The organism is uncultured Algibacter sp., from assembly GCF_947495675.1.
GTDB lineage: Bacteria > Bacteroidota > Bacteroidia > Flavobacteriales > Flavobacteriaceae > Algibacter_B.
This window is the reverse complement of the sequence record NZ_CANLZX010000009.1, coordinates 109,240-125,694: the sequence shown is the minus strand read 5'-3', so window position 1 is coordinate 125,694 and position 16,455 is coordinate 109,240. Positions and strand designations below refer to the sequence as shown.

Here is a 16,455-nt window from a genome sequence, read left to right as displayed (position 1 = left end):
TTGTTTTATTGTTTGTTTTTTTTTGAGATTGAAAATTCTCGTAGTAGGCTAAATCCAAAATTAATTTCTCGATTAAAGAAATCACCACTTTGGTTAATAGCAAATTTACCTGGATGTAAAGCGAAAGCATTAGTAAAGTATAGTTGAAAAACATGTCCTCCGGTTTCTATATCGAACCCAATGGATAATGTGTTTTTATTTAATTTATAAGAATCAAAAGTGTTTAGAGTGTCAAAATATTCAATATTTATAGATGTAGAACCCGAAATTAAATAGCGCCCACCAATACCTATTGAAATTATAGAGTTAGGATCTTTAACGGTTTCGGTTAAGTTTCTATGTACCCAAGTTGGTGATAATTGTAATGATAATTTTTCTGAAAATTTTCTGCTTATTAAAAGTTGATTTATGTAGTCTAATCTTCCGTTAAAGTTTTGATTGCGCTCTTCAGGAAAATATTTTCTAGATTTAATATCTAAGCCGCCATAATAACTAAGTGAAAACGGAAATGCTTGTTCGCCATACTTTTGTCTTAATAAACTTAACTTTACAGATGAGGAGTAGGTTTTATCAGGTTTATTAGATCTTGCTAAACCTAATTGAATAAAGTCGTTAAGACCGTATTCAAAACTAATATTCATATTGTTTATATTGTCCAATCCAAAAAAATTATCAATGCCCTTTATTTTGCCAAAAACATGAGAAATTCTAAAATGCAACTGGTTTTCTTTTACACGCTCAGTAGATTGTCCTAATATTAATCTTGTAGATTTAAAAGTAGCAATAACTTCTTTGTTTTCTCTTATAGTGATATTATCAAGATCATCAAATAAAGAGTCGTAATTTTCTTCTTGAGGTTTGGTTTGGGATAGTAAATAAAAAGGGACTAAAAATAGTATTAAAATAGGTGCTTTTAATTGCATGCTGGGAAAAAAATTAATCGCAAATATAATAAATGAAACTACATTTCATAGGAGTATATTTATTTATAATTAGAATTTTTGAGTGTTTGTATTTTTAAGGGTAAACTCCAATTTTATAAGTAAATTAATTTGGAGTTTTTACATCATTAATCTCTAAACCTAAAACCAAAAGTTTATGAAATGTAGGTAATTGTGCGCCACTTTCTGTGGTTGTCCAATCGCTCCACGAGGCTTCTAAACCATCAATAGGCAAAATAGAAGTCCACATTTTAAAGGCTGTTGGTTTTCCATTATCGTCGAGTAACCATAAATAGGAGTCACCGGGAGTAGAACCACCTGAGGTATATGTAACTAAAAGTGCCTCTTTATTATCATCTGTTTTAACGAGTCTGCGCTCTACACCAGTATCAAAAACTTTGTAGGGTGCTACTAACCAAAAGGAATCATTATTAAAGTAGGTTATGGCTTTATCGATTAACTCTTGAGCCATGTCACTTTCATTTTTAAAGTTATGTATGTACACTTTACTTTTTGAAGTGTCGTTTAAGTCTAGAACTACTTTGTTTTCTCTCCAATAAACATTGCATGTATTATTAACTTTATCCCACTCGTAATGGTGTCTTTTTTTAAAGGTCCATTCAATATGTTGGGTTGCTTTATAAGCTTCGTAATCTAGAGCATCTAGCATTTTATAAGCTAAAGCATCGGCTTGCTCACTTTGAATACCAGTAGGTAATTCCTCATTGTATTTAAAGTATAAGAATCCAAAAAATAATATACTTGGTAGCGTCAAAAAAATGATGACACCTACTATTATTTTTAATGTTTTTTTAGGTTTAACCGCCATATAACGGGTTTGTATTTAGGGTTTGTAATAGACTAAATTATTAAACAAGAATGGTTTATAAAAAGAAAAAGGCTAAAAACCGATAGCTGTATCATCTCCTCGATAATCGGCACCACCTTCATACGTGTTATCATCTAAAACAAGTATTCCGTCGACTTTGCCAATTACTGGAGAATCTTTTTCGTTAATAGTGTACCCTAATACTTCGAGGTTTTTTATTAAATTTCTATTAAATGAATTAGGTTCCATTCTAATTTCATCTGGTAACCATTGATGATGAAAACGAGGTGCATTTACGGCTTCTTGCATACTCATTTTAAACTCATGAACATTCAAAATAGTTTGTAAAACCGATGTAATTATGGTAGAACCTCCTGGAGTGCCTAGTGTCATATATAGTTTATTGTTTTTTTCAACAATAGTTGGTGTCATAGAACTAAGCATGCGTTTTTCAGGAGCTATTTTATTAGCTTCAGCACCAATAAGTCCAAACATATTTGGAACACCTGGTTTACTACTAAAATCGTCCATTTCATTGTTTAAAAAGAATCCAAGTTCTGAGCAATAAAGTTTTGAACCATAAGCACCATTTAAAGTAGTTGTAACAGCAATGGCATTACCAAATTGGTCTATAATCGAGAAATGTGTAGTTTCGTCGCTTTCAATTATTTGAATATTCCCATGAGACACCTTACTTGATGGTGTCGCTTTTTCGAATGTAAAATCGGACATTCTACCATTTAAATATTCTTTTTTTATTAAAGTTTCTATAGGGATGTTAACAAAATCTGGATCGCCTAAATAAAATGATCTATCGGCATAAGCGCGTCTTTCTGCTTCGGTAATAGTTTGAATAGTTTTTAATGAATTATGCCCATATTTATCTAAATTAAAGGGTTCTAACATTTTCATTATTTGCGCTAAACAAACACCTCCACTTGAAGGTGGTGCCATAGATATAATTTTTAAATCATCATAGGTAAACGTTACAGGTTTTCTCCATTTGGCTTCATATTTAGCTAAATCATCTTCAGTTACAATACCACCATTATCTTGTATGAACTTAACTAGTGTTTTGGCAGTTTCTCCTTTGTAAAATTCATTTCTACCATGTTTTAAAATGCGTTTTAATGTATTGGCTAATACAGAAAATTTAATAATTTCGTTTGCTTTCCATTGTTTGTCAAATATTATTGAGTCTTTATTCACTTTACGAAAAAGTGGTTGATATTTTTTAATTGTTTTTTCTTGTTTTTTGGTTACAACAATACCTTTATTGGCTAATTTTATAACAGGATTTATAATATCTTCTATAGGTAAAGAGCCTAGTTTTTCATGCACTTCAAAAACACCTGCTATAGTTCCAGGAACCCCTACAGCCATAGCTCCTAAGGTGCTTTTGTCTGTAATAACATCACCGTTTTCATCTAAATACATATCTTTAGTTGCAAGCATTGGTGCTTTTTCTCTAAAATCGATAGATCCAATATTACCATCAGCTTTTCTATACACCATAAAGCCACCACCACCAATATTACCTGCAAAAGGGTAGGCAACCGCTAAAGCTAATTGTGTGGCACACATAGCATCAAATGCATTGCCACCTTTTTTTAAAATATCATTTCCAATTATAGAAGCTTCAGCTCGAGCAGAAACCACCATGGCATTTTTTGTAATTAATCCCTTTGTGGTAACTGTGGTCTTATCTGCTTTTTTACATGAAATAAAAAAACATAATAATATGATAATTTTTAATAAGTGTTTAATCATATAATTCTTGTTTTAAGGTTTCTAGCTTTTTCTTTGAAGACATGATAAGTTCATCAAAAAAAGCTGAAAATTCATTTTCAAACTCAGAGTAAAAAGTTTCAAGCTCAACAATGGCTTCATTCATGCTAGAACGGTTTTTTGTACGCCTATTCATTCCATCTAAAACTCTAGAGATACCATCTATGGATGCATAACTTAAAAGCCAATTATCTGTTAGCATATATGGCATCATTTTCTGAATTCTTACTGGTAAAATATCATAATTAGCTTCTAAAGAATCATAAAATTTTTCAATATATTCATTTAAAGGAATGTCGCTATACCTATCCCAGTTTTTAGCTAGAAAGTGATCGTAAAGAATGTCTACAATAACACCCGAATAGTGACCGTATTTTTTATGAAGACGTTTAGTGCTAAGTCTAAATGTTTTGTGAGCATCTGTGTAAGAGTCAATATGCCGGTGCAATAATATTCCTATTTGAATATTAGTAGAATATTTTTTATAACTTTTTCCTTTTATGCCATCAGCAATAAAATTTCCAATAGTTATTAAGTCATTATCTCCAGATAAATAAATGTGTGCTAAATAGTTCATTGCTGAAATTTACGAATTCCGTTTTAAGAAATCCGATTTTGAAATACTATATTTGTTTTTTAATAAAAATAGATATGACACTTATAAAATCAATTTCAGGAATTAGAGGTACTATTGGCGGACAAGTAGGAGAGAACCTAACCCCTATAGATGCTGTAAAATTTGCATCTGCTTATGGCGTTTGGTTAAAGCAACAACGCGAAAAAGAAAACTACAAAGTTGTGGTTGGTAGAGATGCTCGTATTTCTGGAAAAATGATTCAAAATTTAGTAATGAATACCTTAATAGGTTTGGGTATTGATGTGGTAGATGTAGGTTTGTCTACAACACCAACTGTTGAAGTTGCAGTACCTATGGAACATGCCGATGGTGGTATTATTTTAACAGCAAGCCATAACCCAAAACAATGGAATGCCTTAAAGTTATTAAACCAAAAAGGAGAGTTTTTAGATGCTGTTGAAGGTGCAAAAATTCTTGATATTGCTGAAAGTGATAATATGACCTTTGCCGATGTTGATAGCCTTGGGAAAATCACAAAAAATAAAGCCTATATAGATTTACATATAATAGAGGTTCTAGATTTAGATTTGGTAAATGTAAAAGCCATTGAAGAAGCCCGTTTTAAAGTTGTTGTAGATGGTGTGAACTCAACCGGAGGCATTGCTATACCGTTGCTTTTAGAGCGATTAGGAGTCGATGTTATTAAATTGTATTGTGAGCCAAATGGCCATTTTCCACACAACCCAGAGCCATTAAAAGAACATTTAACAGATTTATCTGCCGAGGTTAAAAAACACAATGCCGATTTTGGTATTGTAGTCGATCCAGACGTAGACCGTTTAGCCTTTATGGACGAAAACGGAGACATGTTTGGCGAAGAATATACACTTGTTGCCTGTGCAGATTATGTATTAAGCAGAACCCCAGGAAACACGGTAAGTAATATGAGTTCTACAAGAGCCTTACGCGATGTTACCGAAAAACATGGTGGTACTTACGAGGCTAGTGCAGTTGGCGAGGTAAATGTTGTAAAACTCATGAAAAAGAATAAGGTTGTAATTGGCGGCGAGGGTAACGGCGGTATTATTTACCCAGAAGCACATTACGGGCGCGATGCCTTAGTTGGTGTGGCCTTATTTTTAAGCCTTTTAGCCGATAAAAAAATAAGCGTAAGTGCGCTTAGAAAAACCTATCCAAGTTATTTTATGGGTAAAAATAAAATTCAATTAACACCCGGTTTAGATGTTGATGGTATTTTAAAAACCATGGAAGAGCGTTACCAAAACGAGCAGTTAACTACAATAGATGGTGTAAAAATCGATTTTTCCGAAAGTTGGGTACACCTACGAAAAAGTAATACAGAACCTATTATTAGAATTTACACCGAAGCAAAATCGCAGGAAGAAGCCGATGCATTAGGAGATAAATTTATTGCCGAAATAAGCGAGATTGCTGGAATTTAAGCTTTTTATAAGAAGCTATTTCCCGCTTTCCGTTATATCTTTTTAAAACCACGTTATTACTAAAAAGTAAGTAACGTGGTTTTTTGTTTGTTCAAATAACTAGCAAAATTTCAGTTTTAATAAGGTTTTAAAAAGGATGCCACTTCAATCGGGGCTAAATTATCTGCTATGGTTCCTTATTTATACTAATACATCAATGTCATCAAGAGATGCCATTTTATCTATATAAGTTTAGTTATTCCATATATTTGTTAGAATCATTTAATCTAAAACAAAAGCAATGAGCAAATTACAAGATACCATGTTTCAAGATATTAGAAACAAAAATATTTTTGAACAATCGCAACAATATGCTTTTCAGTATTTAGAAAGTATTTTTGATAGAAATGTATATCCAACCGAAGAAGCCATAAACGATTTATCAAATTTTGATGAAACCTTACCCAAAGAAACATCAAAAGCCGAAAACGTACTAAAACAATTAAATCAATACGGAAGTCCAGCAACTACAGCCACATTAGGAGGTAGGTATTTTGGCTTTGTATGTGGTAGTGTTGTGCCTGTAGGTTTGGCTGCAAAAAGTTTAAGTACATTTTGGGATCAAGCACCTGCTTTAAATGTACTTTCTCCAATAGGTAGTAAATTAGAAGCTGTTGTTGAAAAGTGGTTTATCGATATCTTTAATTTACCTAAAAATACAGCCGCTGGTTTTGTAAGCGGAACCTCAGCCGCCAATTTATGTGGCTTAGCTGCTGCTAGATATAGAATTCTTAAAAAAAATAATTGGAATGTTAATGAAAAAGGACTCAGAAACGCACCTAAAATAAGAGTAGTAACTGGTAAACAAGCGCATTCAACAGTATTAAAAGCGATAGGCATACTTGGCTTGGGAAAAGAAAATATTGAATGGGTAGAAGTAGATAAACAAGGCAGAATAATTACTGAAGCCATACCAGAATTAGATAAAAACACCATTTTAATATTGCAAGCAGGTAATGTAAATAGTGGTGCTTTTGATAATTTTGAAGTCATTTGCGAAAAAGCAAAAAAAGCTGATGCATGGATTCATATTGATGGTGCTTTTGGTTTATGGGCAGCAGCTGTAGCATCATTAAAACATTTAACAAAAGGCATTGAAAAAGCAAATTCTTGGGCTGTTGATGGACATAAAACATTAAATACGCCATATGATAGTGGTATACTTTTATGTGCCGATAAAGAAGCAATACGTTCTGCGCTTCACATGACTGGAAGTTATATTATAGAAAGTGCAGAAAGAGATGGTATGTTTTTTACACCCGAAATGTCTAGAAGAGCCAGAATAATAGAATTGTGGGCTATTATGCGTTACCTTGGGAAAAATGGAATTGACGAAATGATTTTAACCATGCATGAAAGAGCAAAACAATTCGCAACAGAAATTAGCCAAGTGCCAGGATTTTATGTCGAGAATGAAATAGTTTTTAATCAAGTTATTGTTAGGTGTGATTCCGATAGTATAACAGAAAGCGTACTTTCTAACATTCAAGAGCTTAGAGAATGTTGGTTAGGAGGTTCGGTCTGGTTTGGTAAAAAAGTAATGCGCGTAAGTGTCTGTTCTTGGGCTACAACACAAGATGATATTTCTAAATCGGTTAAATCTTTTAAAACAGCGTTGGCATTATAAACAAAGTCAATTTAATAACACTACATAGACAAATCAAAAATACTTATCTTGTTCTCGACTAACGATATTTAATAGCAAATGAAAAAACTAGCATTACATTGGAAGATTATTATAGGCATGGTTCTAGGAATCATTTTTGGTTTTATAATGAATTCTGTTGATGGCGGAAAAGGCTTTGTAGCCGATTGGATAGCGCCCTTTGGCACCATATTTATAAATCTTCTTAAGTTAATTGCTGTGCCTTTAATTCTAGCATCGTTAATAAAAGGTATTTCAGATTTAAAAGATATTTCTAAAATAAAATCTATGGGTTTGCGTACCATAGGTATTTATGTGGCTACAACTTTAGTCGCTATTGTTATTGGTTTAAGTATAGTAAATGTGGTAAAACCAGGAAATGGTATGCCACAAGAAACCATCGAAAAAATTAAGCTTAAATATGAAAATGATGCTGGCGTAACCGATAAGTTAATGAAAGCATCGGCTCAAAAAGAAGCAGGACCATTACAAGCCTTAGTCGATATTTTTCCAAGTAATATTTTTAAATCGTTTGCCGAAGCGTCTATGCTTCAAGTTATATTTTTCGCCATTTTTGTTGGCATATGTTTACTACTTATTGGCGATAAAAAAGCAAAACCATTAATAGATTTTTTCGATTCCTTAAATGAAGTGGTTATGAAAATGGTAGATTTAATAATGCTTTTCGCTCCATACGCGGTATTTGCATTATTGGCTAACGTTATTATTGCTTTTGATGATGTTGAGATTTTAATAAAACTGCTTTATTATGCATTCTGTGTAATTGGCGGACTCATATTAATGATTGGCTTCTACTTAATATTAGTAAGTGTGTACACAAAAAAATCACCTATGTGGTTTTTACAACAAATAAGCCCTGCGCAATTGTTAGCATTCTCAACAAGTAGTAGCGCGGCAACACTTCCGGTAACTATGGAGCGTGTAGAAGAGCATTTGGGAGTCGATAAAGAAGTTGCTGGTTTTGTATTACCTGTTGGTGCAACGGTAAATATGGATGGTACCAGTTTATATCAAGGCATTGCCGCGGTATTTATTATGCAAGTTATTTGGCCAGAAGGTTTAACATTTACCAATCAATTAGTAATTGTGCTTACCGCTTTATTGGCATCTATAGGAAGCGCTGCTGTACCAAGTGCTGGAATGGTTATGCTTGTTATTGTTTTAGAGTCTATTGGTTTTCCGGCAGAATTATTACCTATAGGGCTAGCGCTTATTTTTGCAGTCGATAGACCACTTGATATGTGCAGAACGGTAGTAAACGTAACTGGAGATGCAACGGTCTCTATGATTGTTGCTAAGTCTTTAGATAAATTACACGACCCAAAACCTAAAGAATGGGACGATAATTATGAAGCTGTAAAATAATACCATTTATATTTTTAAAACAATATTCAAATGAATTCTAATATATCTTTAACATCGCCAATTGTTTCAGTTGCATGGCTTCATGAACATATTAATGCTAACAACCTTGTTATTTTAGATGGCACCATAAATAAGGTTTTTGATAATACTACACAACAAATACCTAACGCCAGACTTTTTGAAATTAAAAAGAAGTTTAGCGATCTTAGAAATCCGTTTCCTAGTGCATTTCCTCCAACAGCGCAGTTTCAAAAAGAAGCCAGAGCTTTAGGTATTAATCAAGATAGTGCTATTGTGGTTTATGATGATAAAGGTATTTATTCTAGTGCGCGTGTTTGGTGGTTGTTTAAAGCTTTTGGGTATAATAATGTAGCGGTTTTAAATGGCGGATTTCCAGAATGGCAAAAAGCCAGATACCTTACCGAGTCTATGCATGAATATCAAGGTGAAAGTGGCAATTTTATAGCAAACTTGCAACCAAACTATATGCGATTTTTTAATGATATAGAAAAGGCATCAAAAAACAATACCCACAAAATTATCGATGCGCGTTCTTCAGGTAGGTTTAATTGTATCGAGCCAGAACCCAGAGCAGGTTTGCGTATGGGAACCATACCTAACTCCATAAATTTACCTTTTACAGATTTATTAGATAACGGGGTATTAAAGTCTAAAAAAGACTTAGCAAAGGCCTTTTATATGGTTGCCGAACAGGATGAACCTATTATATTTTCTTGTGGTTCTGGAATTACCGCTTGCGTTTTGGCTTTAGGAGCAGAACTTTCGGGGTATAAAAACATTTCGGTTTACGATGGTTCTTGGACAGAGTATGGCAGTTTAGTTACAAGCGATATGGAAAAGCCAAGTACATGGACAAAAGAGGAATTACTTGCCTATATTTTAATGTACGTGTCTCATGCCGATTTGGGAGAATCTAGAAAAGAAAAAGACTATATTTTAAGTCGGGTTGATAAGGCTATTTATAACCGGGTAAACCAACAATTTGAAAAAGATAACGATTACCAAAGCATACAAAATATTATTGAGGCCGTTAAAAGCCATAATTATTACCGTAATGATTTAGCCGATTTATTTGCCGATATTAAACTCATGGCATTTGTTGATGGCGATTACGACCCAATGGAACAAATGATTTATAGCCATTTAAAAAAGATGCTTAAAGAAAACTAATAAACATGGTAAATAGCATCTTTTGAATCTATTTAAAAAATGACAATTCAAATTTTTTATAGACTTTATATTCTCTAAATGTTTTAATTTTCTTTAGTGAGTTCTGAAAGTACTTTAATAGCGTTCTCGTTATCTGGGTTTAATACTAAAGACTTCTTATAGTTTTTAATTGCACGTTCTTTATCTCCCATAAGTAATAAGCATTCACCATAGCTATCATAAGGATTCCACGACTCTGGGTACAATTCTATATTGAGTTTAAAAATTTTTAAGGCATCTTCTTGCTGCTTTAGTGTATTCAAATAATAATAACCTAAAGAGTTTATATAGCGTTCAGAAATGTTATATTCTGGGTTATCTCTGTCTTGTTCCTTTATTACCGCAATGATTTCATCGGATGTTTTACCTGAGTTTAAAAGTTTATTCAACGTTTTATATTTACTTGTAACCCTTTCAATATCCTTATACGGATTACCTAATTCTTCATTGATTAATAGAAAGAGACTATTTGCATCTTCTTGTATAGATTTTAAATTACTAAAAGTATCCAGTTCTCCTTTGTTTTTTGCAAAATAAGATGACACTATAATCAAAGCAATTTCCGAATAATTATCTTCTATCTTTAAATCTTTATAAAGTTGCTCTGGCACCTTATTTGAACCATTAAGTGGAAAAAGATTTGGATTGTACCCTAAGGCTGTAGCTCTACCTATTTCTTTTAAAAAATAATCATAATTATCATTACTTGCTTTGTAAGACCTGTCTTGGTCATTTTTTAGTTCAATGAGTTTATTCCTTATTACTGTAGGTATCAACTTTATATCACCTGTAGCTTGCAAAGTTTCTATAGTATTGGTGTTAAATTTAGTATAGGCAGTAGTTGTGTAATTAAGTTTTTCAGAGCTTAATATTATTGCTTTAGGACTTTTTTGAGTTGGTAATTTTTTTACAAATTCATTGTATGTTGTTAAGTAATTTCCTTCTATGGCATTTAAATCATAGTGAATTCTATTGTAATCTTTAGCTAATTCCGTTATTATTTGATGGTAATAATTTTCTAAAATATTATCGCTCTTTCGTTTTTCATTCCAATTATTTATTTGAAGCGCAATAACAATACCTATTACCACAAGTACAATTTCACCAATGGCATATTTAAAATATTTTCCTGTTTTTCCTTCTGAGAGTAAATTTCGCCTAATTTTTCTAAAGAATTTTATCATTGTCTATTGGTTAGTGATAATGAAGTATAATTTAGGCGGATATGAGATCGCTTTAATACTGAAACAAGTTCAGCACATGTGTTTTATATCCGACGTTAAACGAATTTAGTTTATATTTCTCACAAAGTCAACTTTCATTTCTTATTTCTATTCTAAAAATTAAAGTCTACAAATTAATATTTCTATACCGTGGGTATTTAAGAGTGTATGAGAACTTATAAGTGTTTGCTTTATTAGGCAATATGTTCGTTTTCCATTTTAAAATGCCTTTTTTAGCATCGTAATCAGATGTTCCTGTTTCAATGGCATCTACCTTAATATCTTTATTTTCGCTTATAGGAATTCTATCTACAATTACTATATCTATGGCAGTTGGTTTGTTGTTTTTTAGTTCAATTTCAAAGCCTTTTTCCAATACTTTATTATTGCCAATAAAGGTGTTTTTCTTAAAGTTGTTAATAGGTTTTCTTTTAATTGCTACATTGGGGTCTACACCTAAGGATACGGTTAAACTATCGGTTATTGCATACGGATTAATAGTTGTAATACCCGAGTAGCTATCTTCAAAGTATATATTTACTTCGCCTGGTAATAAATTATACTGTTGCCAATTGCCAATTTTTGCTGTTAAAAATACGTTTTCGTTAATAACAGGTGCTGCAAAATATGAAAAGCTAGCAGGTACGCTGTATTTATCAATATCTATAACCGTAATATTGCCATCGCTCTCTACGGTAGTAAGTTTTTGTATTTCAAAATTAGTATTGGTAATACCCTCTGTTATAACATCTCCTTTTGATGTAAGACTGCCTTTTTTTGTGGTTATAATAATAACACCATTCGAGGCTCTGCTGCCATAAATGGCTGTAGCCGAGGCATCTTTAAGAACATCTATATTGGCTATTCTATCTTCGTCTAGTTTTTTAAATGCGTTTTCTGTAGAAGTAATTCCATCTATAACATATAGTGGCGTGCCTTTAAATTTAATAGAACCAGCACCTCTTATTTTTATATTTGATGTACTTGAAACAGATGATACACTTCCCGAATAGCTAGAACCATCACTCGTGCCATAACCAATCACAACCACTTCATCTAGTTGCGATACATCTTCTTGTAGGCTAATATTAATAACGCTCGAATGAATTGGGATAATTTCTGAAACATAACCTAAATACGATACTTCAAGTTGTTCGGCACCTTGAGCTTCTATAGAAAAATGCCCATCGAAGTCTGATGAAGTACCTATACTTGTGCCTTTTAAAACAACACTAGCACCAGGCAACGGCAAACCGCTAGCATCTGTTATGATACCGCTTATCTGCTTAACAAATGGGTTGGGTTTATAATCGTAACGTTTGGTGGCATTTTCAGATTTATAATTGCTATGTCTGCTTACAAAATTTAAGTATTTAGGATGCATCTCTGGCTTTAAATTATTGGTATTTGGGTCGTTTGTAGAGAGTGTAAGCTTTACATTATCCCAACGAATACCTGTATTTTGATAAACATGTGCTTTGTAATGCAAATCTAGCGGTTTGTTAATGTCTTTGGCTTTTAAATCGTAAATAGGAAACCAACCTGCGTTGTTTACATTGTATTTAATAACCAAGTTTAGTTGTTTGCTCGAGCTGGAATAGAATTTAGCTTTTATTTCGCCCGATTGAATTTTTTCATCAACGTTTAATTCTTGAAGTTGTTTTTTTATGTCGTTGATTTGTTCGGTATACCCACGTTTGTTTTTTAACGATTTATGAATCAGTTTGTGAATCTCTGTAATGCGGGTTCTGTAATAGGCTGCAAACTGTTTTAATTTATCTAGACTTACTACTTGATTATCATTACCAAGTTTTCTGTTTTCTTTAATGATATTGAGTTCTTCTTCGTAACCAGACATCATATCTTCTTCAATACGAATGGCGTCATTAAGATTTTCAATTTTGTTTTTTAAATTTTCAATGGTTTCAGATTTATCAAGCTTAGAAAGATGATTTATAGCATAATTTATTGATAAAATAGAGGCATCATTTAATCCTGAAATTTGAATGCTATTTTCTTGAATATGTGGTGATAGTTTGGTAAACGAAAACTCGGTAGTTCCTGCTGGTAGTGTAATAGTTGCAGATCGTGTAATTTGTGCACCATCAACAAAAACGGTAACCGCTTTAACTGAAGATTTTGTTGGATTGGTATTGGTTGCATAGGCTATAGAAGCGAAGCATAGAAAAAAAATACAAAGCTGTTTCATGATTAGTTATTTTAAGTTTCGAATAAAACTATAACCAATTCAAGAAAAATAAAACAGACAATGAGCAAGCTTTACCTATTAATGAGTTAACTCGCCATTTGGTTGAGTGCCTTTTTAAAATCTATTTTTAAAATAAAGAAGTAGCCTATAGGTTAGAGATAAATGGTAACTAAATGATTTTCTATTGTATAAGATAATCCATCTATAACTACATTTATAAGGGATCCAAAATCGCAACATTCATCGGGATTTGGTTCTGTGGTATCGTATGAGATGGTGGCAACTATTTCAGAATTTATCTGAATTTCTAAACTATCTAATCTATTTTGTTTTTCAACATAAAGAAAACCATTGGATTCAATAATACTAAATGGCATTTCATTTTTAGATGCGTTTTTAATTACAACCATTTCTTTTGAAATATTATCTTGTAATATGATGTTTAGGTTTGTATCAGTATCAATTAAATTAATGCTAATAGCAGGCTCTGCACATAAAACGGCAGAGCAATCTGGCATACCATCATCTGATTTACATGAAATTATGAAGATGATGCTTATAAAGTAGGCTATTTTTTTTATCATGTTTTATGTTTCTTTTTAGATGAGGTAACTTACTAAAGGTTGCGTTGTTTATATATATAATTTATAAAACAAGAAACAAAACTAATTAATCTAAAAACTTGCTTTTTAACTCTGGCGTAGGAATCATACAGGTTTCTTTTTTGCCATACCATTTATAGCGATTGCTTGCTATAAAATCGTAAACCCAATTGCGAATAAAGCTTGGTACAATTAGGAATATAGCTAATGCTTTTGTTGGAAAAGGTAACTGCGAAGCTATTTTTAAAGCGGCTGTACTTTTGTAATGAATAATTTCTTTTTCTGGATGGTATAATATTATAGAATCTATTTTAGAAGTATTGATTTTAAATTTTTCTATAACGTGTCTACCAACGTCACTTTGTAAAGGTGCAAACATAAATAGCTGCTTCTTATCTCGTTTTATAACATACAATACCGAGCTATTGCAAAGATTGCAAACACCATCAAAAAGAATTATTTGTTTATGTTTTGGTACGCCAACTTTCATAGTGTAAAGATACTACTTTACAAATCACTTAAAAAGGTATTTAAATCGGTTTCCTTATCTAATTTAAGCTTCTTTTTAAGCCTGTATTTCGATTTTAACACGCTATCTGGCAATACGTTAAGCATCGATGCAATTTCTTTAGTTGAAAGGTTCATGCGCAAAAAAGAGGCAAGTCTAATTTCTTTTTCGCTAATATCTTCGGCAATCGATTTTATTTTATTGTCAAAATTGTTATGTACTTCTGAGAAGTAACTTTTAAAGACTTCCCAGTCTTTATCTTCGGCACTTTCTTTTTTAAGGAGCATCACTAAGCGTCTAAATTCTACTTTAAATAATTCTGGAGACTGCTTAATTTTTTCAAGATTTTCTTTTAATTCTTGTATAAACGTGCTTTTTTGAACTAAATGTAGGGTTTGAGAAGCCAGTTCTTTCTTTTTAAACTCAATTTCTTGTTGGTAAATAGCTTCTTGTTTTTCGCGTGCTATTTTGTTTTTCTTGATGCGTTGCTTAAAACCAAAATACAATAAACCAGAAACAGCTAAAAAGGTAAACATCCCACCAGCATAAAGCCCTTTACGTAAATTGCTAATTTCAACTTCTTGATTTAGGGTCTTAATTTGTTGGTCTTGTAAAGTGATTTCAGCTTCTTTTTTTTCTAAGTCAAATATGGCCCGAAGCTCTTCAATAGTATTAACCTTTTCTTTATTTATTATTGAATCAGTTAATGTATTATATTCCTTAAAAATATCGAGTGCTAAACTTGCTTTTCCTTGTTTTTCATATGCTTTGCTTAAGTTTCTAAATACAACACGTTTGATAGAAATATCATTATTTTTTTTAGAGTAATTTAACGCATTATTTGCGTGTTTAATAGCTTTTGAGGGGGCGTTTAATAATAAATAGACTTCTGCTAATTTGTTTTCTGATAAAGCAATCCGTCTTAAATTATTAATAGATTTAGAAATACTTATCGATTTATTTAAGTTTTCCATTGCCAAATCATATTTTTTTAAATTTATATAAGATTCGGCAATATTTGTATAAGAGGCAGCCTTAGTTGAAACAACTTTTGCCAACTCACTTTTTTTTATACTTTTATTTAAATAAACTAAAGCCTTATCCTCAAGATTAAGTAAGTTATGCATAACACCTAAATCATTAAGTATTACTGCTTGATAATATATATCATTATATACTTCGTATATTTTTAATGCTTTTTCATTGTAGTTTATAGCCTTTTCTATATTCCCTAGACTTTTTTCTAAAGTTGCTAAATGATTATAACAATCTGCAATACGAATAGAGTCTTTTAACTTTTCGAAAAGTTTCAAGCTTTTTAAAGTATTCTCTAAAGCTATTGAGTAATAGCCTTTGTTTTGATTGATGGTGCCTTTAAAGTCATATGCTAAAGCTAGCCCTGTAGAGTCATTATATTTTATGGCATTTTGTAAATCCATATTATTAATACTATCCGCTTCGTTTAGTTTTCCTTGCGAGAATTCAAGAATAGCCAAACCTCTATATGCTTTTGATAAATGTATAGGGTCTTCCAACTTCTTTGCTAATTTTAAACTTGAATTATAATAAAATTTTGCAGAATCTAGTTTGTCCAGATTATTGTAAACCACTCCCAATTGATAAAACCCTAAGCTTTTTCCTCTTTCATTATTTATTTTTTTAGAAATATTAAGCAATTCAAAAGCATATTTCTTTGCTTTATCAGACGATCTATACATGTAATAATTAACAATATTATTTACTGTTTTAATTTTTAAGGTATCTAATGATTGTTTTTGGTAAGCACTTAGAAGACTGTCAATCAATTTATTGTTTTGTGTAAAAATTTGATTTGAAAATAAAACGAATATTAAAATGGGAAACAATGTTTTTTTCATGAGATAGGTGGTTTTGCTCTCACTAAGATACTTATTTATTGTTTTTAAAATTAGATGTAGTCTATGAGTGATAATAGTCTTGTCCATACAAAGTCCATGTGTTAAGAGTAAATTGAATTAATTTGTATTACTGTAAGT

Annotated in this window: 13 protein-coding genes; 4 read left to right on the top strand and 9 right to left on the bottom strand. The window is 31.8% G+C overall.

Going from position 1 to position 16,455, the window contains the following annotated elements; genetic code table 11:
- Positions 1–5: 5 nt before the first annotated feature.
- The 4 genes from Q0842_RS08180 to Q0842_RS08165 all read right to left on the bottom strand — a co-directional run bounded on the left by Q0842_RS08180 (position 6) and on the right by Q0842_RS08165 (position 4,135).
- Positions 6–923: a DUF5777 family beta-barrel protein gene (locus Q0842_RS08180; RefSeq protein WP_298496635.1), complete on the bottom strand. Its 918-nt coding sequence runs from the start codon at positions 921–923 to the stop codon at positions 6–8.
- 124 nt (positions 924–1,047) lie between these two features.
- The gene (locus Q0842_RS08175) at positions 1,048–1,770 is read right to left on the bottom strand and encodes a hypothetical protein (RefSeq protein WP_298496633.1); all 723 of its coding nucleotides are present in this window, start codon (positions 1,768–1,770) and stop codon (positions 1,048–1,050) included.
- A gap of 72 nt (positions 1,771–1,842) precedes the next feature.
- Positions 1,843–3,540 (bottom strand): gamma-glutamyltransferase, encoded by a 1,698-nt coding sequence (gene ggt, locus Q0842_RS08170; RefSeq protein ID WP_298496630.1) that lies wholly within the window; start codon positions 3,538–3,540, stop codon positions 1,843–1,845.
- Complete coding sequence (locus tag Q0842_RS08165) at positions 3,533–4,135, bottom strand: acyl carrier protein phosphodiesterase (protein WP_298496628.1); 603 nt, start codon at positions 4,133–4,135, stop codon at positions 3,533–3,535. The genes ggt and Q0842_RS08165 overlap by 8 nt, the downstream gene beginning before the upstream one ends.
- Positions 4,136–4,209: 74 nt before the next feature.
- On the opposite strand from Q0842_RS08165, the gene glmM reads away from it, so the two are divergent.
- From glmM to Q0842_RS08145, 4 genes are all read left to right on the top strand, one after another.
- On the top strand, positions 4,210–5,598 hold the full coding sequence (gene glmM / locus Q0842_RS08160; RefSeq protein ID WP_298496626.1) for a phosphoglucosamine mutase: 1,389 nt from the start codon (positions 4,210–4,212) through the stop codon (positions 5,596–5,598).
- Positions 5,599–5,878: 280 nt separating this feature from the next.
- Positions 5,879–7,264 (top strand): aminotransferase class V-fold PLP-dependent enzyme, encoded by a 1,386-nt coding sequence (locus Q0842_RS08155; protein WP_298496623.1) that lies wholly within the window; start codon positions 5,879–5,881, stop codon positions 7,262–7,264.
- Positions 7,265–7,342: 78 nt separating this feature from the next.
- Entirely contained in the window at positions 7,343–8,668 is a 1,326-nt protein-coding gene (locus Q0842_RS08150; RefSeq protein ID WP_298496619.1) for a dicarboxylate/amino acid:cation symporter, read from the top strand.
- A gap of 30 nt (positions 8,669–8,698) precedes the next feature.
- Positions 8,699–9,859: a sulfurtransferase gene (locus Q0842_RS08145; RefSeq protein WP_298496617.1), complete on the top strand. Its 1,161-nt coding sequence runs from the start codon at positions 8,699–8,701 to the stop codon at positions 9,857–9,859.
- Between the two features lie 83 nt (positions 9,860–9,942).
- On the opposite strand, the gene Q0842_RS08140 is transcribed toward Q0842_RS08145, so the two are convergent.
- The 5 genes from Q0842_RS08140 to Q0842_RS08120 form a co-directional block, all read right to left on the bottom strand.
- On the bottom strand, positions 9,943–11,082 hold the full coding sequence (locus Q0842_RS08140) for a DUF6090 family protein (RefSeq protein WP_298496614.1): 1,140 nt from the start codon (positions 11,080–11,082) through the stop codon (positions 9,943–9,945).
- 166 nt (positions 11,083–11,248) lie between these two features.
- The gene (locus Q0842_RS08135) at positions 11,249–13,330 is read right to left on the bottom strand and encodes a mucoidy inhibitor MuiA family protein (protein WP_298496612.1); all 2,082 of its coding nucleotides are present in this window, start codon (positions 13,328–13,330) and stop codon (positions 11,249–11,251) included.
- A gap of 152 nt (positions 13,331–13,482) precedes the next feature.
- A complete protein-coding gene (locus Q0842_RS08130; RefSeq protein ID WP_298496609.1) occupies positions 13,483–13,914 on the bottom strand; it encodes a hypothetical protein in 432 nt (143 codons plus the stop codon).
- 85 nt (positions 13,915–13,999) lie between these two features.
- Positions 14,000–14,422, bottom strand: coding sequence for a thiol-disulfide oxidoreductase DCC family protein (locus Q0842_RS08125; RefSeq protein WP_298496607.1), 423 nt, complete (start codon positions 14,420–14,422; stop codon positions 14,000–14,002).
- Between the two features lie 17 nt (positions 14,423–14,439).
- Positions 14,440–16,317, bottom strand: coding sequence for a tetratricopeptide repeat protein (locus Q0842_RS08120; RefSeq protein WP_298496604.1), 1,878 nt, complete (start codon positions 16,315–16,317; stop codon positions 14,440–14,442).
- Between the last annotated feature and the right edge of the window lie 138 nt (positions 16,318–16,455).